The 19,892-nt window shown below is 63.4% G+C and carries 16 protein-coding genes, 2 tRNA genes and 1 other RNA gene; 11 read left to right on the top strand and 8 right to left on the bottom strand.

What is annotated here, in order from left to right; genetic code table 11:
* Nucleotides 1-54 precede the first annotated feature (54 nt).
* Complete coding sequence (locus EL22_RS03405; protein WP_050050159.1) at nt 55-1,215, top strand: nicotinate phosphoribosyltransferase; 1,161 nt, start codon at nt 55-57, stop codon at nt 1,213-1,215.
* A gap of 167 nt (nt 1,216-1,382) precedes the next feature.
* On the opposite strand, the gene EL22_RS03400 is transcribed toward EL22_RS03405, so the two are convergent.
* Nucleotides 1,383-1,985, bottom strand: coding sequence for a TIGR00296 family protein (locus EL22_RS03400; protein WP_050050158.1), 603 nt, complete (start codon nt 1,983-1,985; stop codon nt 1,383-1,385).
* Nucleotides 1,986-2,087: 102 nt separating this feature from the next.
* Between EL22_RS03400 and rnpB the strand changes: the two genes are divergently transcribed.
* Nucleotides 2,088-2,523: RNase P RNA component (rnpB, locus tag EL22_RS05350), an RNA gene on the top strand.
* 146 nt (nt 2,524-2,669) lie between these two features.
* Here rnpB and EL22_RS03395 read toward each other — a convergent pair.
* Nucleotides 2,670-2,773 (bottom strand) — tRNA-Asn (locus tag EL22_RS03395).
* Nucleotides 2,774-2,868: 95 nt separating this feature from the next.
* Here EL22_RS03395 and cca point away from each other — a divergent pair.
* Nucleotides 2,869-4,344 carry a CCA tRNA nucleotidyltransferase gene (cca, locus tag EL22_RS03390; protein WP_050050497.1) on the top strand — a complete coding sequence of 492 codons (1,476 nt, stop codon included), beginning with the start codon at nt 2,869-2,871 and terminating at the stop codon, nt 4,342-4,344.
* Between the two features lie 66 nt (nt 4,345-4,410).
* On the opposite strand, the gene EL22_RS03385 is transcribed toward cca, so the two are convergent.
* From EL22_RS03385 to EL22_RS03375, 3 genes are all read right to left on the bottom strand, one after another.
* Complete coding sequence (locus EL22_RS03385; protein WP_050050157.1) at nt 4,411-5,424, bottom strand: histone deacetylase; 1,014 nt, start codon at nt 5,422-5,424, stop codon at nt 4,411-4,413.
* 3 nt (nt 5,425-5,427) lie between these two features.
* Nucleotides 5,428-5,859 (bottom strand): histone family protein, encoded by a 432-nt coding sequence (locus EL22_RS03380; protein ID WP_050050156.1) that lies wholly within the window; start codon nt 5,857-5,859, stop codon nt 5,428-5,430.
* 64 nt (nt 5,860-5,923) lie between these two features.
* On the bottom strand, nt 5,924-7,372 hold the full coding sequence (locus tag EL22_RS03375; RefSeq protein WP_050050155.1) for a single-stranded DNA binding protein: 1,449 nt from the start codon (nt 7,370-7,372) through the stop codon (nt 5,924-5,926).
* 289 nt (nt 7,373-7,661) lie between these two features.
* On the opposite strand from EL22_RS03375, the gene EL22_RS03370 reads away from it, so the two are divergent.
* From EL22_RS03370 to EL22_RS03360, 3 genes are all read left to right on the top strand, one after another.
* Nucleotides 7,662-7,734 (top strand) — tRNA-Arg (locus EL22_RS03370).
* 651 nt (nt 7,735-8,385) lie between these two features.
* Nucleotides 8,386-9,306: an MBL fold metallo-hydrolase gene (locus EL22_RS03365; protein ID WP_050050154.1), complete on the top strand. Its 921-nt coding sequence runs from the start codon at nt 8,386-8,388 to the stop codon at nt 9,304-9,306.
* A 259-nt stretch (nt 9,307-9,565) separates the two neighbouring features.
* Nucleotides 9,566-11,545 (top strand): long-chain fatty acid--CoA ligase, encoded by a 1,980-nt coding sequence (locus EL22_RS03360; protein WP_050050153.1) that lies wholly within the window; start codon nt 9,566-9,568, stop codon nt 11,543-11,545.
* 446 nt (nt 11,546-11,991) lie between these two features.
* Here the strand turns inward: EL22_RS03360 and EL22_RS03355 are convergent, their stop codons facing one another.
* Nucleotides 11,992-12,690 carry a hypothetical protein gene (locus tag EL22_RS03355; RefSeq protein WP_231587868.1) on the bottom strand — a complete coding sequence of 233 codons (699 nt, stop codon included), beginning with the start codon at nt 12,688-12,690 and terminating at the stop codon, nt 11,992-11,994.
* Entirely contained in the window at nt 12,690-13,598 is a 909-nt protein-coding gene (locus tag EL22_RS03350; RefSeq protein ID WP_050050152.1) for an RsmB/NOP family class I SAM-dependent RNA methyltransferase, read from the bottom strand. Before EL22_RS03350 ends, EL22_RS03355 begins: the two co-directional genes overlap by 1 nt.
* 187 nt (nt 13,599-13,785) lie before the next feature.
* On the opposite strand from EL22_RS03350, the gene EL22_RS03345 reads away from it, so the two are divergent.
* From EL22_RS03345 to wecB, 5 genes are all read left to right on the top strand, one after another.
* A complete protein-coding gene (locus tag EL22_RS03345) occupies nt 13,786-14,526 on the top strand; it encodes a proteasome assembly chaperone family protein (protein ID WP_050050151.1) in 741 nt (246 codons plus the stop codon).
* A 111-nt stretch (nt 14,527-14,637) separates the two neighbouring features.
* Nucleotides 14,638-16,008: a geranylgeranyl reductase family protein gene (locus tag EL22_RS03340; protein WP_050050150.1), complete on the top strand. Its 1,371-nt coding sequence runs from the start codon at nt 14,638-14,640 to the stop codon at nt 16,006-16,008.
* Nucleotides 16,009-16,105: 97 nt separating this feature from the next.
* Entirely contained in the window at nt 16,106-16,936 is an 831-nt protein-coding gene (locus EL22_RS03335) for an aldo/keto reductase (protein ID WP_050050149.1), read from the top strand.
* Between the two features lie 316 nt (nt 16,937-17,252).
* A complete protein-coding gene (locus EL22_RS03330; RefSeq protein ID WP_050050148.1) occupies nt 17,253-18,332 on the top strand; it encodes a hypothetical protein in 1,080 nt (359 codons plus the stop codon).
* Nucleotides 18,329-19,444 (top strand): non-hydrolyzing UDP-N-acetylglucosamine 2-epimerase, encoded by a 1,116-nt coding sequence (gene wecB, locus EL22_RS03325; RefSeq protein WP_050050147.1) that lies wholly within the window; start codon nt 18,329-18,331, stop codon nt 19,442-19,444. Before EL22_RS03330 ends, wecB begins: the two co-directional genes overlap by 4 nt.
* 194 nt (nt 19,445-19,638) lie before the next feature.
* On the opposite strand, the gene EL22_RS17000 is transcribed toward wecB, so the two are convergent.
* Nucleotides 19,639-19,812 (bottom strand): hypothetical protein, encoded by a 174-nt coding sequence (locus EL22_RS17000; RefSeq protein WP_156184032.1) that lies wholly within the window; start codon nt 19,810-19,812, stop codon nt 19,639-19,641.
* Nucleotides 19,813-19,892: the final 80 nt, after the last annotated feature.

Here is a 19,892-nt window from a genome sequence, read left to right as displayed (position 1 = left end):
CCGCCGGCACCCGAAGACGGGTAGCTTTTTCGCCCTCCGTCGGAAAGCGAGGGTATGTCGAACCCGTTCGAGACAGTCACGTCGGAGGCGATTCTCGAGGGTACCGCGACCGACGCCTACTTCGATCGGACGCGGACGACCCTCGAGCACGCGGGGCTGAATCCCCGCGTCGTCGCCGAAGTGACCGCAGATCAGTTCCCGACCGGCGAGTTTCAGGTACTCACCGGTATCGCCGATATCGCCACGCTGTTCGAGAGCCGCGCCGTCGACGTCGACGCCGTGCCGGACGGACAGCTCTTCGACGGCGGTCCGGTCGTCAGAATCGAGGGTCCGTACCTCGAGTTCGCCGAACTCGAGACCACGTTGCTCGGCTTTCTTTCCCAGCCGAGTGGCTTCGCGACGGCGGCGCTCGAGGCCCGGCGTGCCGCGCCCGATTCGACCCTGCTCTCGTTCGGCGCTCGCCACGTCCACCCCGCTATCGCGACGGCGGTCGAACGCGCCGCCATCCTCGCCGGATTCGACGGCTTCTCGCACGTCGCCGCGGGCGAACTGCTCGAGCGGGAGGCCAGCGGAACGATGCCCCACGCGCTCATGTTCGCCTTCGGCCAGGGGAATCAGGCCGACGCCTGGCGGGCGTTCGACGAGGCGGTCCCCGAATCGGTGCCTCGAATCGCCCTCACGGACACGTTCTGGGACGAAAAGAGCGAAAGCTTACTCGCCGCCGAAACGCTCGGTGACCGACTCGACGGCGTTCGCCTCGATACGACCGGTTCCCGCCGCGGCGATTTCAGACACATCGCTCGAGAGATCAGGTGGGAACTCGACGCGCGAGGCTTCGAAGACGTCGATATCTTTTGCAGCGGCGGCATCGACCCGTCATCGATTCGAACCCTCCGCGATGTCGCCGACGGGTTCGGCGTCGGCAGCCACATCACGAGCAGGGCACCGATCGATTTCAGCCTCGACATCGTCGAACTCGAGGGGGAGCCGGTCTCGAAACGGGGGAAACTCTCCGGCGTGAAAGACGTCTACCGGACCACAGACGGGGGCCACCACGTCGCGCTCGCGGACGGCGACGCACCTGCGGACGCGGAGTCGCTGCTCGAACCGCTGGTTCGCGACGGCGAGATCGTCAGGGAGCCGGATCTCGAGGCAGCGAGCGAACGCTGTCTCGCGGACGCCGCGGCCGTCGGGTTCGAGGAATCGTCGCACTAGCCTCGAAATCGAAAGTCGCTATTCTCGCAGCTCTCTGTAGTCGCCGTTCTCGCGGGACGCTGTCGCCGCCATACTCGCGGTACTCTCCGTTTTCTCGCGATTCGACTGCTGAGAACGGACGGAGCCACGGCTCACCGACGAGTTTCGTCGCGAAATCGAGTTACCGATTACACCTGTTCGACGCTGCCATCGGCCTCGCGCTCGCGGAAAACCTGTCCTTCGAAGAGTGTGACGACGATATCGTCGTCCTGCCACGCCGTCGGTGGGAGCCGTGCTTTCCGACACGCCCGGTCGAGGTACTCGCGCTCGCTCCAGTTGTTCTGGACGGGGACAGTCGGGTAGAGCCAGCCGCTTTTGCCGCCGCCGTCGACGGCGACGCCGTGGCTTCCGAGCTCGATATCCGCGAGCGGATCGTCGGTGAGCAGTACGTTCTTGACGGTACACACCGAGACGGTGAGGTTGTCGAGTTCAGATGGAGTCACTTCGGAGCCACACGAGTCGCCGCTTGCGGCCTCGATGGCCGCGTCGACGATGACGTGTCCGAGCTGATCGTCCGATCGGTAGCCGCCGGCACATCCGCGCAGACTGCCACGGCCTCGAGTCGACTCGAGGCGGACGAACGCGCCCGTGCGTTCGTAGAACGCTTCGCGCATGCTGCCTGGATGTTCTCGTTGACCGTTACGTACGAAAGATTCGACGGCTTCTCGTGCGAGTTCGGCCGCACGCGCGCCGTCTTCGTAGGAAAGGTCGACGCCCTGTCGCTGGGACATACAACTACACATGTATGTTCAGCCCCTAAAGCGCTTCCATTCAGCGCTCACTCGTGTCGTGCCAATCGAGGGACTTATTCGACGCCTGCTCGTATAGGAGGTGGGAGAGAGAGCCCGGCCGCCGCGGCGGCCGACTCGGCGACGAGTCGGCTGTCCAACGCGGCTCGTCCCCTGCGGACGGGTCGCGCCTGCGAGGAAAGTCCCCCCACCGTTCGGGCGGGTGACCGGATGCAAATCCGGAGCGGGAGACCGCTGGCTCTGGAACAGAAACGACACGTCTCGGCCCGACCGATGATGCGTGCGAACCCGACCGAGAGGAAGGGGAGTCAACCCGCAGAGGGCACCAGCCGTTAGACGCGATTCGAAATCGCGGGTCGCTCGATGCGACCGGCTGTGACGGCCGAGGATCGATGGAACGGCGAATCCCCACCGGTGCAAGTTCGCGCCGCAGGTAGCCCGAACGCACCGCCCACGGCGGGCGGCGCGAGCGCTCAGCCGAATGCCGGGACGAACAGAAGGGGGCTTACTCCTCTCACCCAGTTTTTCGTACTCGAGCGCCAGCGCTAGCTCGAACAGCAGTGTCGACGAACCAGTATCATTACCCCGTTCGAACGCGCTCGACGAGTTCGAACGGGCCGTTTGCGGCGAACTCGATAGTCGCCGTCCGATAAGAAAATCGAAAAGCGCCAAAGCCAGGACTCGAACCTGGGACAACCTCGTATCTGCGGCGAACAGATGACCTGCATCGCCGTAACAGCGAGGTGCTCTACCAACTGAGCTACTTCGGCTCATCTTAGTGTATCGGCGGGTATTTGATAGGGCTTTCGTTTTGCCTGCACCGAGTTCGACACCCTTTCACGGGGTGGTCGAGTACCAGGTCGTGATGACAGCAGAGGACGAAGACCGGATTAGGGGCGATTCCGACTCCCTCGAGTCCGGGTCCGACTCGGCCGATCCGGCCACCGACTCGAGTCTCGAGGCCGTTGTCTCGCGGATTCGCGAGCGAGTGGTTCCCGACGACGCCGAACGCGAGGCGCTGGCGGCGGCCGCGAGGACGCTCATCGACAGGGCCGACGCCGCCGCCACGGCCCGCTGTCCCGACGCGGACGTCCTGCAGGTAGGTTCGACCGCACGCGACACCTGGATCAGCGGCGACCGAGACATAGACATCTTCGTCCGGTTTCCGCCGGACCTCGAGCGGGAGACGTTAGAGGAGTACGGCCTCGAAGTCGGCCACGAAACGCTACCCGCGGGCCACGAGGAGTTCGCCGAACACCCCTACGTGAAGGGAAATTTCGACGGGTTCGACGTCGATGTCGTCCCCTGCTTTCGGCTCGAGTCCGCGACCGAAATCCAATCTGCGGTCGATCGGACGCCGTTTCACACCCGGTACCTGAACGAGCGGCTCGACGACGAGATCACCGCCGATATTCGGGTTACAAAGCAGTTCTGCAAGGGGATCGGCGTCTACGGGAGTGACCTCCGGACCCGCGGGTTCAGCGGCTACCTCACCGAGCTGCTCGTCTGCGAGTACGGCGGCTTTCGCCCGCTGCTCGAGGCCGCGAGCGACTGGAATCCACCGGTCCGGCTCGATCCGGAAAGCCACGAGGGGAAACCGGATTCATCCAGTGTTGACGGGAGCGACACCGCCGCTGTCCAGTTCGACGATCCGCTCGTCGTGATAGATCCCACCGATCCCGAACGTAACGTCGCTGCCGTCGCCTCGGCCGAAAACGTCGCCCGATTCCAACACTACGCCCGCGACGTTCTCGAGTCCCCGCGCGAATCGCTGTTCGAACCCCGAGACCCCGAACCGCTAGACGCCGCCGCTCTCCGCACCCACCTGACCAACCGCGGGACGACGCCGGTCGCTGTCAGGTTCGACGCGCCGGCCCTCGTCGAGGATCAGCTGTACCCGCAACTTCGAAAATCCCTGTCGGGGATCACGAGCAAGCTCGACGCTCGCGGATTCGACGTGTTCCGGGCGACGACGTTCGCAGACGACAGCGCCGTCGTCTTCGTCGAACTCGCGGTCACAGAACGACCGGCGCTCGAGCGCCACGACGGTCCGCCGGTCCACGTCCGCTCTCACGCTGAAGGTTTCTTCGACGCCTACGCGGACGATCCGGACGCCTACGGACCCTTTATCGACGGCGACCGCTATGTGACCGAACGCGAACGCGAGTTCACCACGGCGACGGCGTTTCTCGAGAGCGAGCGACTGCTCGAGGCGGGTCTCGGTGCGCACGTTGAGACGGCTCTCGAGGATGGATACGACGTTCTCGTCGGCGACGACGTGACCGACCTGCTCGGCGAGTTCGACCAAGAACTGGCGCGGTACTACGATCCGCGGCCCTGAACGAATGGGTTCGAACCGAACGACTCGTTCTCAAGCTGGCATAACAGTTCGACAACGTTCGAGCAGTCAGTCGGTCAGCCCGTGTGCTTCCCGTACGTCCTCGATAACCGATGCCGCGTCGTCGCTCACCGATCCCTCCGGTTCGATCGGCTCTCGCCCGTCGAACGTCTCGTGGACGAGCGCGACGCTGTCGGCGAGCACCTCGAGGCCGTAGCCCCCCTCGAGAACGAACGCCAGCGCCGCGTCGGTTTCGTCGGCGATCGTTCGGAATCGGTCGGTCATGAGCGCGTAGGCTTCCGTCGGCAGGCGAATCCGCGAAATCGGATCGTGACGGTGCGCGTCGAACCCGGCGCTGATGAGGAGAAGATCCGGATCGAACAACTCGAGGGCGTCGGTGAGCGGTCCGTCGATCGCTGCCAAATACCCCAGTTCGTCCGTCCCGGCGGGCATCGGGACGTTCATCGTCGTTCCGTTGCCCTCGCCGGTTCCGATTTCGTCGACCGCACCGGTGCCGGGGTAGAGCCCCTCCTCGTGTATCGACGCGAAGAAGACGTCGCCGTCGTCGTAGAAGATATCCTGCGTTCCGTTTCCGTGGTGGACGTCCCAGTCGACGATCGCGACGCGCTCGACGTCGTCGTTCGAATCGATCGCGTGCTGGGCGGCGACGGCGACGTTGTTGACGAAGCAAAAGCCCATCGCGTCGTCGCCGACCGCGTGGTGGCCCGGCGGCCGACCGATAGAGAACGGTGTCTTTCGTCCGTCAGAGCCCTCGAGGGCGGCGTCTGCGGCCCAGCATGCCGACCCGGCGCTTCGGCGGATCGCGTCCCAGCTCTCTTCGACGGCGGTCGTATCGGGATCCCAGTTCCCCCCACCGTTCGCACAGAACTCGTCGACGGACTCGATGTACTCTCGGTCGTGAACCGCGGCAATCGTGTCGATCGTCGCCGGATCCGGTTCGACGTATTCGACGCCGTGTTTTTTCTTCAGTCGCTCTCGAATCGCCCTGAGTCGGTCGGGCGTCTCCGGGTGACGCGAACCGGGGTCGTGTGCGAGACAGTCCTCGCTGTAGCCAAACTGCATCGTTCACTCGAACAGCGAGAAGTAGGTCTCGATGTCAGCTTCGATGATCGTTCGTCGGTCGGCGTGGTGGGCGAGGATCGACGCTGCACGCGCGACGTTGTCGGCGTAGTCCTCGAGGATATCGGCGAGTGCGATCCGGGCGTCCATCGAGACGCGGTATTTGTCGTCGATCTCGATCCTGGCGATGCGGTCGACCGGCGCGACCGGTAGCTCGAGATCGTCCTTGTCGATCACCGTCTCAACCTCGAAATCGGATGCCATGAGTGTTTTTCGTCCATCCGCGATCGCCCGCTCGGCGGCGTCGATCGCGAGTTCGCTCCCGTGTTCTTGAATTCGCAATGCGAGTGCTTCCGACGCATCGGCGCTCACACGAAGATCACCCGCGTTCCGCCGGATGATCGTATCAACCGGGGCGAACGGGAGTTCGACGTTCATGTTTTCATACCCGAAGTTAACTCCCTTAACGCTTTTCCTACCGGCGCGAGACGCTCTCGGCCGCTCAGAACACGTCGTTCGCCTCGAGGCGGCCCTCACGGATCACACCTCTGGCAGTGACCTCTTCGCCGAGGCCGACGTCGGCGCTGGTTTCGACGCTCATCGTCGTGTCGCCGTCGTCGAGGACGACCGGGCTCCCCGCCTGCACGACGACGCCCGTGAACTCCGTTTCAGCCCCCTCGTCCGGCTCATCGAGCGCTGATTCGTCGTCCGATGCGTCCTCGCCCGTCTCGAGTTCGCCCGCGTTCGTCGTCTCGTCTCCGGCTGCGCTCTCGTCGCCGCCTTCGGCGAACGACGAGAGGCCGGCCGATTCGGTGTCGGACGAGTCGGTCGAGCCCGACTCGCTCTCCTCGGAGTCCAGAACCGTGATCGTCGAGCGCCAGCCGGCGGACGCCTCGAGGTCGTCCTGCCAGCCGTCCTGAATCTCGACGTCCGCGAGCGCGACCTCGTCGCCGGGGCCGATATCGCGGTCCGCCTTATCACCCCACAGCGCGACGCGAATGTCGCCCGTCGCGTCCTGCACGCGGATGTTCCGAACCTGCCCCTCGGAGCCGTCGTCCCGGTCGAACGTCCGCTTTGGATCCGCGGATCGAACGACGCCCGCGATGTCGACGACTTCGTCGATCTCGAGATCGTCGATCGGCGTGCTTTCGGGGACGTACTCGACGTTCGCGTCGACTTCCTCGAGCGCGCCGCGATTCCCTACGTGGAGTTCGAGGGTGCCGTCGCGCTCTCGAACGTAGCCGTCGACGACCTCGACCGTCACGTCCGCCTCGAGTTCGGTCGCGCGATCGGCCTGCTCGTCCCAGAGGGTCACCCGAATGCGCCCGGTTTCGTCGCCGAGCGTGAGGTTCGAGACTTTCCCTTCCGAGCCGTCGTCGCGGTCGAACGTTCGGACGGAATCGGTGTCGAGAACCTTCCCGACGAGATTGACGTTCGAAATGCCGAGCGAGAGGCTTTCGACGGTGTGGACGTCCGAGACCTGCACGTCGATTTCGGTGTCGGCGTCGGGCTCTAAGTCGTCGACGCTCACTTCGACGCCGCTGAACCCCTCTTTCGGCCGACCCTTGATCCGCAGTACCTGTCCCTCCTCGAGTTGCTCGATCGCGGCCTCGGCGTGGTCGTCCCACAGCGAGGCTCTGACCGCGCCGGTCTCGTCGGCGACTTCGACGTTGACGACGCGGCCGTCCTCGTCCTCGCCGTCGCGCTCGAACGTTCGCAGTTCGCCGATGCTCGTCACTTTCGCGACGAACTTCGCTTCCTCCATGCCGGGCTCGATGTCCGCGACGCCGCCGACCTCGCTTTCGCCGACTTCGTGAGCGATGAGCATCGCCGCCGTCTCCTCGTCCGCGAGTCCACCCATCTGCTCGACTTTGTCTTCGACGGCCTCGCGAAACTCCTCGAGCGAGACGTCCGCCTCGAGGTCTTCGTAAACCCCCTCGATGTCGCTCATTCTACTCCGAACCATGCGTAGCCCGCGCATAAGCGTTGTCCATTCGCCCGCTCGAGGGCGGATACGGCCCGTCGTGATCGGTGGATCCGTGTCGCCTCAAGCGCTCGGTTCCGAGGTTCGATGCTGCGTTCATAGCCGCTTTTCGGTCGTTTTGGTATAAAAACTCGAGCGTCGCTCGACGCGGGGGTGTTGCTTGGTGTGATGTAGCAAGGGAGATGGTCTCGAGACCCCAGTTCGTAGCGCTTCCTTTCGAAAGGGCTTTAACTTGCACGAGGATATATTGAGTTGAGTCCTGGTAGGGTAGTGGACTATCCTCTTGGCTTGCGGAGCCAGGGACCGGAGTTCAAATCTCCGTCAGGACGCTCACTTATCGCGAGGGCTTCGCATTGCTCAGCCCTCGCTCTGGTTCGGTCCTGACGTGCCCAACGCTCACTTCGTTCGCGTTGGACTCCGTCAGGACGCTCTCTAACTACGCCAGTGCCATAGGACGGCTTCGATCGGGTTGGAATGGGGGCTCAGTCGCTTCTGGCTCCAGTCTCATAGCTGGGTAATGTATACTGATAGGTGATTGTAGAATAGCTGCGGAAGTTTCAGCCCAGCAGGGACGACGACCTGCCCTCCCCCGGATCGCACGGCTCTCTCAGTGTTCGAGCCGCGCTCTCGGCCGCGGCGCGTGCTGGCGTCGCACTCGAGCACTGCGAGGGTGCGAGGCTACACCGTGCGAGGTCTTCGCGAACAAAGTGAGTGAAGGCTTGTCAGAGGTTGCTCTGACAGTGGACGAGTGAGCGACCGACGGGCTCGAACGAGTCGGCTGGGGAGGACGTGGGACTGTGGGCGGGCTGCAGGGGGTGATAGGTAAACTCCTTTCATATAAAATTCCTCACTGGAGAAGTTCGATAGCAGCCAGACCCCGCGATATTACAGCCACCGCAAGCACAGTCAGAACTCCACCGATACCAGTCGAGTCCACCGGGATACCAGCTTTTATTCGATCCCACGACGGGGCTTCCGACATGGAAACAGGCATCGCGCAGGAAGTCACGGCCGGCGATTGCACGGATCTCTACTACGTCGATACGGGGATGTACGAGACCGACGAGTACGGTGCGGTCTACGTACTCGAGAGCGAGCGGCCCGCGATCGTCGAAACGGGCGTCGGCGCGAACTACGAGCGGATCCTCGAGGCGATGGACGAGATCGGCATCGACCGCGGGGATCTCGAGGTGATCGCGGTCACGCACATCCACCTCGATCACGCCGGCGGTGCGGGACTGCTCGCCGAAGCGTGTCCGAACGCGGATGTCTACGTGCCGTCGATCGGCGCGAGCCACCTCGTCGATCCGTCCCGGTTGGTCGAGGGGACCAAGCAGGCAGTCGGCGATCGGTGGGAGTTCTACGCCGATCCAGTGCCGGTCTCGGCGGATCGCATCGTCGAACTCGAGGACGGCGACACGGTCGATCTGGGGGATCACGAACTGCACGTTCACGCCGCCCCCGGCCACGCGCCCCATCAGGTGGTTTTCGAAGATTCCGCGAACGAGGCGGTGTTCACCGGCGACGCGGCGGGAATCTGGGTGCCGAAACTCGGCGAGATCCGCGAGACGTCGCCGCCGTCGAACTTCGACCTCGAGCAGTGTCTCGAGGACGTACGGACGCTGCAGGCGATCGATCCGGACGTCCTGCTGTACACCCACTTCGGACCGCGAGCGGTCGGCGACGACGCGTCGGCCGCTCTCGAGCGGTACGCGAAGGTGCTTCGGGAGTGGGTATCGGCGATCGAGGACAAACGAGACGAACTCGAGGACGACGAGGCGGTTATCGAGTACTTCGCGGACAACGCGGTGCCGGTCGGTCCGTGGGGTGACCGGGCCGTGCGAGCCGAGGCAAGGATGAACACCCGCGGCGTGCTCGGCTATCTCGATCACCACGAGTAGTGATCGGGTTTTGCCGTCCAAGCGGTGGTGGACCCACTCAAGCAACGGTGTCTCCATCTCGAACAGTGGTGTGATTCGACGGTCGCTTGGCTACCGTTGGAAGCGATCGGCGACGAGCCGATATAGCGTGGCTGATCGGCGTATCTCCTAAATTGGGGCGCAGCCGTGCGATTTTTCGAACTCGCGGACGAATAAACGGAGAAACGTGTGTGATCTGTTTCAACATGTTTTATCGCTCGGGAACTATTGACATACGGGCATGAACTGGCGCGAGGCCGAACGTGAACACGACGACGAGGTTATCGGTGAGACGACGCTCGCACGGATGTTCGAAGACGCTGCGGCGCGCCATCCGAACCGACCGGCCCAGCAGTACAAGGGCGGCATCTACGATCGGTCGCTCACTCCGTCGGTCCTCCCCGCTGCGGACACCGGCCGATTCCGCCCGATTTCCTACACGGAAATGCGATCCATCGTGCGGAACCTCACGGCGGGATTTCGTGACCTCGGCGTCGAAACCGGCGATCGGGTCGGCATCTTTTCGAACACCCGGATGGAGTGGGCCCAAACGGACTTCGCCCTGCTCGGTGCCGGCGGCGTCATCACGACCGTCTACACCAGTTCTTCGTCGGATCAGGTCCGCTACCTGCTCGAGGACCCCGACGCGTCGGGCGTCGTCGTCGAAAACGAGCGGCTCCTCGAGCGCGTCCTCGAGGTCGAAGCCGACCTGGACCTCGAGTTCATCGTCTCGATCGATCGCCTCGAGGGGTACGACGACCGCGACGATATCATGACCCTCGCCGAGGTCCACGACCGCGGCGAGGACGCCTTCGACCTCAAGGCCTACGAGGAGTGGGTCGACGAACCCGCGATGGACGATCTTGCGAGCCTGATCTACACCAGCGGCACGACCGGCCAGCCCAAGGGCGTCCAGCTCACGCACCGGAACTTCCGGTCGAACGTAAACCAGGTTCGAAAGCGCTACGGTCCGCGTCCGGACAAGGCCGCGGACGTCCCGGCGATCGACGAGGAGACGACGGTCGTCTCGTATCTCCCGCTCGCACACGTCTTCGAACGGACGGCGGGGCACTTCCTCATGTTCGCCAGCGGTTCCTGCGTCGCCTACGCGGAGAACACGGAGACGCTCCAGGAGGATTTTGGGCTGGTCCAGCCACAGAGCGCGACGAGCGTGCCGCGGGTCTACGAGAAGATCTACGACGCCATCCGCGAGCAGGCCAGCGAGTCGCCGGTCAAAGAGCGGATCTTCAACTGGGCGACCGAAGTCGGTCGGGCGTACCAGAACGCGGATTCGCCGGGGCCGGTGCTCTCGCTCAAGCACTCGCTCGCGGACAAACTGGTCTTTTCGACGGTCAGGGAGGCGCTCGGCGGCGAAGTCGAGACCCTCATCAGCGGCGGCGGAAGTCTCTCGCCTGACTTGGCGACGCTCTATCACGGAATGGGGCTGCCCATCTACGAGGGGTACGGACTGACCGAGACCGCGCCGGTCGTCTCCTGTAACCCGATGGAGGAGCCGAAGATCGGCACGATCGGTCCGCGACTCCCCGGCGTCGACATCAAAATCGACGAATCGGTCGCGGACGAGGACACCTTTCAAAACGACCCCGGCGAGGTCGGCGAACTGCTCGTCAGCGGGGACAACGTCACGCAGGGGTACTGGAACAAACCCGGCGCGACCGACCGGGCGTTCACCGAGGACGAGGACGGCACGCGCTGGTTCCGAACGGGTGATATCGTCCACCTGCGTCCCGACGACTACCTCGAGTTCCGCGAGCGTGCGAAACAGCTGCTCGTGCTCTCGACCGGGAAGAACGTCGCGCCCGCGCCGATCGAGGACGCCTTCGCTGCGAGCGAGGTCGTCGAACAGTGTATGGTCGTCGGCGATGGGGAGAAGTTCGTCGGCGCGCTGTTGGTCCCGAACACAGCACACGTTCGCGAGTGGGCCGAGCAGGAAGGAATCGATCTCCCGGACGATCCCGAAGCGATCTGTCGCGACGAGCGGGTGCAAGCGTACGTACGGGAGGAAGTCGACCGCGTCAACGAGAACTTCGAGAAACACGAGACGATCAAGCAGTTCCGACTGGTCCCCAAGGAGTTCACCGAGGAAAACGACATGCTCACGCCGACGTCAAATAATTCTAGATATTGGCTATGTAACGGAAATCGAAATTGCAACAGTAGCGGTGTCATAGAACCGATCACGCGCCTATTCTATTCGTAGGAACGGTAAGTTCAAACAACAAAATAACATAGGAGCCAGTTCTGAGAGCACAGGGTTTTTAGAGAATAACGCAACCAAAAATAAAGAGTGATCCAAGGACTGATAACCCGAGTCCCATGAGGCGATACAGGGTTACTTGCCAATCGGCCGGCTCCACTCTCCCGCTGGGCTTTCGCCCGATCGCGTCGAGAATTTCGTTCCAGCGCGCTAATTTATATGGCCAGATTGCCATGGGCGGGCCGAATATCAATCCAACAATTCCAAACGCAACTAGCTCTCCAGTACACATATTTTGTCCTATTATTACTGAGTTACAAGTCTTTCCATCACTTCTCTGAACAGTACATGTGCACATTCACTTACCGTCTGGTTCGAGCAGAAACGAGGAAGGATAGCCTGTCTACGGGTCTTTCTACCCAACACTCACAATATTCTGCCGAAGCCGTTCACCGACGGTCGGAAACCGACCGCTGGCGCCCCTTCGGAACGACCGACTGCAGTTCGCCGTGGACGTAGAGCCCGACGCCCAGTGGCTCGAGTGCCGCCCCCTCCACGGCTTCGCCGTCTCGCCCTGGTCGGCCCTCCGACCCAACCCCGATTTCATGAGCGGCGATCAGATACCCCCAGTCGCCGTTCCACTCGAGGTCCTGATCCTGACCGTCGATGAACGCTCGAGCCTCCTCGCGGGAGAGTTCGATGACGCAGTCGGTCGCGCGGCGGCCGAAGCGCTGGACGAAGTCGGTCGTCGGCTTCCAGTGTTCCTGGCGGGTCCGCAGGCAGGTCATGCCGATCGCTTCGATCTCGATCGGCGAGGGGGCCTCGCCCGCGTAGATCCAGATCTTGCCCGCGCCTTTCTCCCAGAAGGTGTACTCCTCGAAGGTTTCGGCGGGAATGCCGAAGCGATCCGCGAAGTAGTCGACGACCTCCTCGCGGGTCGCACGGCCCTCGACTCGACGCTCGGCCGCGGTCGCGGGCAGTCGGTCGAACCGCTGGCCGACGTTCTCCTCGAGGGACTCGCCGTCGGGTTCGACTGCCGTCTCGTTGTCGGGTTCGACTGCCGTCTCGCCATCGGATTCGACCACCGATTCGTCGTCAGATTCGGCCGCCGCCTCGCCGTCGGCTATGGGCTCGTCGTCTCCCGCCATCAGGCGGTCACCTCGAGTTTCGCGACGAAGAACCCGCCGGTGTCGTTCTGGTGGGGGTAAATCCGCGCGGCCTGCTCGAGCGACGGATCGAACTCCTCGCCGTCCCAGGCCGTAACGCCCGGCGAGTGCTCCAGACCGAGATCGAAGTCGACGACCTCGCAGGGCTCGTTCTCGAGGGCGTGCTGGACGACCGCCTCGTTTTCCTCCGGGGCGAACGTACACGTCGAGTAGACGACGGTGCCGCCCTCGCGGGTCGTCTGGATCGCCCGCCGGAGGATCCCCTTCTGAATGCCGGCGACCGAGTGGAGGTGGTCCTCGGACCAGTCCTCGAGCGCGTCGGGGTTCTTCCGGATCGTCCCCTCGCAGGAACACGGGGCGTCGACGAGCGCCCGATCGAAGCGGTCGAACTCGAACGGCTTCATCGAGAAGTTCCTGGCGTCCTGGTTCGTCACCGCCAGGCTCGTCGCGCCGAGTCGCTCGGCGTTGAACCGCAGCGCCGACAGGCGGCCGAGGTTGTTGTCGTTCGCGACGACCGTTCCGCGGTCGTCCATCAGCGCCGCGATCTGGGTGGTCTTCCCGCCCGGCGCGCCGCAAGCGTCCCAAACCCGCTCGCCCGGTTGGGGGTCCAGAACGCCCGCCGGCACCGCCGAGACTTCCTCCTGCCCGTAGGTAAATCCGTGAAACGAGGTCCACGTCGACCCCGGCGAATCGGTCTCGAGGCGCAACACGCGCGGGTTCCAGTCGACCCGTTCGTACGCGGTGCCCGTCTCGGAGAGCACTGCGATCGCTCGTTCGACCGATGCCTTGATCGTGTTCACTCGGACGGCGGTCCCGAGCGGCCGTCGGCACGCCTCGAGAAACGCCTCGAAATCGTCGATAATGGGTCGGTACCGCTCGAGTGGCTCCATTGGGCCCACCTTCGGCCGCACCTCGTTTGTGGGTTTCGAAGCGCATCCCCACTGTGGGTTCGAACTCCCCCGCAATCGACTAACGGACGAGAACTGGTGTCGTGGCCGTCGGCTCTCACCTATTTTCACGGGTTCGAGACGGTTGGTCGCCCGGTAATTTATGATGGCTCCGAAACATCGGTCAGGTATGTCACGTATCCGCATCCAGGGGCCGGAGGCCGACCTCGAGAACGCGACGCTCGTCGAGGGGTTCCCGGGTATCGGGCTGGTCGGCAAGATTGCCACCGATCACCTCATCGAGGAACTGGACATGCGCTACTACGCCAGCGTCCACTGCAAGGGGCTCCCGCAGGTCGGAGTCTACCGCAAAGGCGATCGAACCGTTCGCCCGCCGGTTCGCCTCTACGTCAGCGAAGACGAGGACCTCCTCGCGCTTCAGAGCGATACGCCCATCAGCGCCGATGCCGCCGAGACCGTCGCGTCCTGTCTCACCGGCTGGCTCGTCGACGAGGGCGTACGACCGATCTATCTGAGCGGTCGGCCGGCCGACGAGGACGGGGCACACGCACTCTCCGGCGTCGCGACCGGGGACGGGGGCGACGCGCTGGAGTCGATCGGTGTCGAACTACCGTCCGAAGACGGTATTATCAGCGGCCCCACCGGCGCGTTGCTCAATCGAGCCGCACAGTTAGATCTCGACGCTATCGGGCTGGTTGTCGAGTGCAGTCCGAACTTCCCGGACCCAGAAGCCGCGAGCGAACTCATCGAACGGGCGATCGCGCCGCTGGCCGATCTCTCGATCGATGTCGAGCGGCTCCGAGAGCGAGATGAGGAGATTCAGCACCACCGCGAGGAGTTCGCCCAGCGGATGCAAGAGATGGGACAGGACGAGAGTTCGCAGGCGCGGCCGCTGCGGATGTATCAGTAAGCGGTCACCGCTCGAGCCGAGAGGCAACGACTGTCTCGTTCCTGTTGGTTTGTTTCCATCAGAAAGGTTCCACGTATTTTTTAGTACGCCGGCCGTTCAGAAGCGATAGAGATGACTACCGAATCCCACGACGTAGTGGTCGTCGGCGGCGGGACGGCCGGCTGTTTCGCCTCGGCGACCGCTGCTCGGGAGGGCCTCGACGTCGTGCTTCTCGAGCGGAAAACCGAGGACGAAGGCGGGAAGATCGCGTGTGGCGACGGGTTGAAAGGGAAGAGTTCGCTCCCGGACGTGATCGACAGGGACCGGCTCAAATCGGAGTCGTTCACCAACCGAAATATCAACAGAGCGATCTTCCAGAACCCCCAGACGGGCGAAGAAGTCGACATCCCCTTCAACGAAACCGGGGCCGTCATCGACCGCTGGAAGTACGGTCAGATCCTCCTCGACGAAGCGGACAGAGCCGGGGTCGACCTCCACTACAACACGGTCGTATCGGACGTTATCCAGCCGAACGAACGCGTCGAAGGCGTCAGGGCCGTCCGTGACGGCGACCCGGTCGACTACGAGGCCGAGGTCGTTATCGACGGTGCCGGTGCCCTCTCCCTGCTGCAGGACAAAGCCGATTTTTCCGCGTCTACCTTCGACACTCGCGTCGACTACTCGCAGTTTTGCTCTGCCTACCGCGAGGTCCTCGAGGTTCCCGAGCCGGTCGAGTGGGACGACGCGCTCGTGTTCAAGCCGACCGAGGAGCTCGGCTACCTGTGGTACTTCCCTCGCTCCTCGACCGAGATCAACGCCGGACTCGGCTTTCAAATGAACAAGCCGTCGATGGAACTCGTCGACGTTCTCAAAAACGACCTCGAGACCCACCCCGAGTTTCAGGGCGCGACGGTCAAGAACAAACTTGGTGCCGCACTCCCGACGCGACGGCCCTACGATTCGGCGGTGCATCCGGGCTACGTCGCCGTCGGCGACTCGGCCGGCCACGTCAACCCCTGTACCGGCGGCGGGATTCCGGGCGCGGCGAAGGCGGGCCACTGGGCGGCGAAAGTCGCGACCGAGGCCATCAGCGACGGCGACGTGAGCGAGGCGGCCCTCTGGGAGTACAACCGTCGCGTCCAGACCGATTTCGGCAAGCGCTTCGCCGCGATGGACCTGTACAACATCTTCGGCGGCGCACACGACATCGACGACCTGATCGGCGTCATCACCGCCCTGCCGGGCCAGCAACTCGTCGACGCGCTGGGCAAGAAAGGTACCGCGGAGATGACGCTCGGATTGAAACTCAAGACGATCCTCAAGACGGTCGGCCACTGGGACGTTCTCTACAAGCTCTACAAACTCCAGCAGGAGGCGAACTCGCTCAAGGAGATCTATGACAGCTACCCCTCGAGTCCGAAATACTTCGACGCCTGGCGGCGGGACCGAGACGGCGTGATGGACGGCGTCTACGAGATCACCGGCGCAGAGCCCAAGTACTGACCACCGCGGGTTACCCGCCCAGCGGAGACTGACTGGTCCACCCCATCTCCTTCCGCTTTCACAATCCCCTTTTCCGCTCGTCGCCCAACACTCGCACATGGCAGACAAAATCGCACCCGGGACGTGTCCGACGGCGAGTGGCATGCCGATGCTCGGACTCGGCACGTGGCAAAACACCGATCCGGAGCAGTGCACCGAAAGCGTTCGCACCGCCCTCGAAACGGGGTATCGACACATCGATACCGCTCAGATGTACGGCAACGAGTCGGCCGTCGGCGACGGTATCGCCCGAGCAGACGTCGACCGTGAGGATATCTTCCTCGCGACCAAACTCCTCCCGGAGAACCTCGGGCGCGAGGACGTCCTCGAGACGACCCGTGAGAGTCTCGAGCGCCTCGGCGTCGACTCGGTCGACCTGCTGTACGTCCACTGGCCGACCGAGGCCTACGACCCCGAGGAAACTCTCGGTGCCCTCTCGGAACTGTACGACGACGGGCTGATCGACAACGTCGGCGTGAGCAACTTCGAACCCGAACAGCTCGAGGTCGCCGTCGACGTCTGTGACGCGCCGATCTTCGCCAACCAGGTCGAGTTGCATCCGTTGCTCCCACAGGAGCATATCCGCGAGACCTGCGAGAATCTCGACGTCGAAGTCGTCGCCTACTCCCCGCTGGCCCGCGGCAGCGTCTTCGACCAGCCCGTCTTAGAAGAAATCGCGGCCAAACACGACACGAACGAAGTGCAAGTCAGTCTCGCGTGGCTCCGCGAACGCGGCGTCACCGCGATTCCGAAAGCGACCGGCGAGGCCCACATCCGGGACAACTGGGAATCGCTGACGCTCGAGCTCGATCGAGCGGACCTCGAGGCGATCGACGCGATCGAGGAGACCCACCGGGAGGTCGACCCGGCGTTCGGCCCGTGGAACTGAGTTGCGACGGAACCGCGGAGTAATCTCGTTTTCACTCGAGGCACGATCGTTTATACGATTTAACGACAGCTCACGATCGCACGGAGCGGCGGTCGCTCGGCATATCGTAGCTGAACGACGAGCGCGCACACACCTATCAGAGAAGGTGACCGTTTCAGGAAGTGAGGGACTCACTTACGCGGAAACGACAACAGCGGTTTCACGGAGACAGAAGGGTCTAAACCGACGAATCGCCCGTCTGGAGCCATAGATGTCTCATAACAATATACGGCCGACGTGTAGCCCGACGTGTAATGAAAGCACGAGGTGTACCTGAATGAACTGTCTCTTTTTTACGAACACGCCGGCACACGTTCATCTCTACAAGCACACCATCGACCGCCTCGAGGAGCTGGGCCACGACGTGCTCGTGTTCGCCAGAAGCGACGAGTGTACGGAGGCCCTGCTGCGGGCCCACGAACTCCCGTACGTGATCTACGGCGGTCGGGGGGAGAAAAAACACTCGCTGCTGTGGGAGCTGCCCGTCCAGCTCGGCCGTATCGTCTGGCGAGCCCGGAAATTCGGTCCCGACGTGATCTTCGGGATCGGCCCCTACGCCGCCTACACCGGCCTCGTGACGGGGTCGCCAGCGATCGCGGTCCTCGATTCGGAGCCCTCGCTGGACCACGTCGTCGCCCGACCGTTCGTCCGCGCGTTTCTCACGCCGGAGGCCTTCCAGAAGGAACTGGGCGAGAATCACTACCGGTTCCGCGGATTCAAAGAGTCCGCCTACCTCCACCCGGATATCTTCGAACCCGATCCCGGTATTCGCGACGCCCTCGGCGTCGGTCCCGACGAGTCGTTCGCGATCGTCCGTCTCAACTCCTTTAACGGCCACCACGACGTCGGACGGAAGGGGTTCTCGCTCGAGCAACGACGCCGATTGCTCGAGGAACTCGCGACCGAGGCGACCGTCTTCGTCTCGGACGAAGGGAGCAATCTCGATCTCGAACGCCTCGACGCTCGCCCGTTCGACCTCCACCCAGCGAAACTGCACGACGCGCTCTCGGAAGCCGATCTGCTGGTCGCGGATACCCAGACGATGGTCACCGAAGCCGCCCTGCTCGGGACCCCGGCGATCAGGTCGAACTCCTTCGTCGGCGAGTCGGACATGGGTAACTTCCTCGAGCTTGAAGACGAGGGGCTCATCTACAACCTCTCGTCGTTCGACGCGGTCCTCGATCGATCGCGGACGCTGCTGGCCGACGAGTCGGTACCCGAGCAGTGGGAACGACGCCGCGACGAGTACGTTTCCGAGATGGTGAACCTCACGGAGCTGCTGTGTACCGTCGCCCTGACGTTCACCGAGTCGGCCCGCGAAACGACCCTCAGCGACGTCGCGGAGGTGAGCGGATGAAGGTCTGTTCGGTCGTCGGTGCCAGACCGCAGTTCGTCAAGGCCGCGGTCGTCTCGAGAGAGCTGCGAGCGGTCGGCAAGGAAGTCCTCGTCCACACGGGACAACACTACGACGAGGAGCTCTCGGACGTCTTCTTCGACGAACTCGAGATTCCGGAACCGGACTACAACCTCGGCGTCGAGTCGGACACGCACGGACGCCAGACTGCGGCGATGATCGCCAGCCTCGAGCCGGTACTCGAGGAGACCGATCCCGACGTCCTCCTGTTGTACGGCGACACGAACTCGACGCTCGCAGGCGCGGTCGTCGGGTCCAAACGCGACGTTTCCGTCGCGCACGTCGAGGCAGGGCTGCGAAGTTACAACCGCGACATGCCCGAGGAGACGAACCGGGTCCTCACGGATCACGTCTCGGATCTGTGTTTCGCGCCGAGCGAGGCGGCGGTCGAGAACCTCGCCGTGGAGGGCATCGACGACGGCGTCCACTGGACCGGCGACGTGATGTACGACGCGATTCTCGAGGCGCGCACTCGCGCACACGACCGGTCGACGATCCTCGAGGATCTCGAACTCACCCCCGACGAGTTCGTGCTCGCGACGGTCCACCGCGCGAGCAACACGGACGACAGGTCGAATCTCGAGTCGATCCTCGACGGCCTCGCGTCGTCGCCGCTGCCGGTCGTCTTTCCCGCCCACCCGCGGACGATCGCCCGACTCGAGGAGTACGACCTACGCGACAGGGCCGAGGACGACCTTCGGCTGATCGACTCGCAGGGCTATCTCGATTTCGTTCGACTCCTCGATGCCGCAGAGCGGGTCGCAACCGACTCCGGCGGCGTCCAGAAGGAGGCGTTCTTCCTTGAGACGCCTTGCGTGACCCTCCGGGGCGAAACGGAGTGGACCGAGACGGTCGAGGCCGGGTGGAACGAACTCGTCGACCCGGACGAGGACCGAATTCGTGACGCACTCGAGCGCGAGCGAGGGGTGCACTCGACGCCCCAGCCCTACGGCGACGGCGTCGCGAGTCGCCGGATCGTCGGACTTCTCCAACAGGCCGTCGACGATGGTGCGAGTCCGGCCGTCGAGCCGTTGCCGAACGGGCTCGCGGATTGAATCACTGAAATTCACACCGAATCGAGCGCGAGAGACCATAAAGATGACAAGCGAGCACGTGGCGACTCGATACGCTCGATCGTCGGAGCCAGTTCCGTGCGAAGACGCCGCATACGAGAGCGTTTCCGGCGATCCGAAATTCCGACAGACGTTTCCGCTCCCCCAAACGGTTTAAGCGAAGTAATTATATCTAATTACAGACGATATCGGATGACCGACGAGATTTCCTCGAGTCGTTTCCGATCGCTCTCGTCGAATCGCGTGAACTCCTTTCGCCACGCCAGCGATTCGCCGTCGATGCCGAGTTTCTCGGACTGATCGACGCCGGCTTCAGTTCCGCCATCCGTTAAATATGAGTTCTCAGTCATGTGTGTGGTCGATACTGAAACTCGTCGCTATCGAGGTTTAGGTTTACTGGCCCCGAGCGTGCTCGAGTAGCGTACTCGAC

It is taken from the genome of Halostagnicola sp. A56 (genome assembly GCF_000691505.1).
In the GTDB taxonomy this organism is placed as follows: domain Archaea; phylum Halobacteriota; class Halobacteria; order Halobacteriales; family Natrialbaceae; genus Halostagnicola.
The sequence above is the reverse complement of the archived record's forward strand: the minus strand, read 5'-3'. Positions and strand labels throughout refer to the sequence as shown.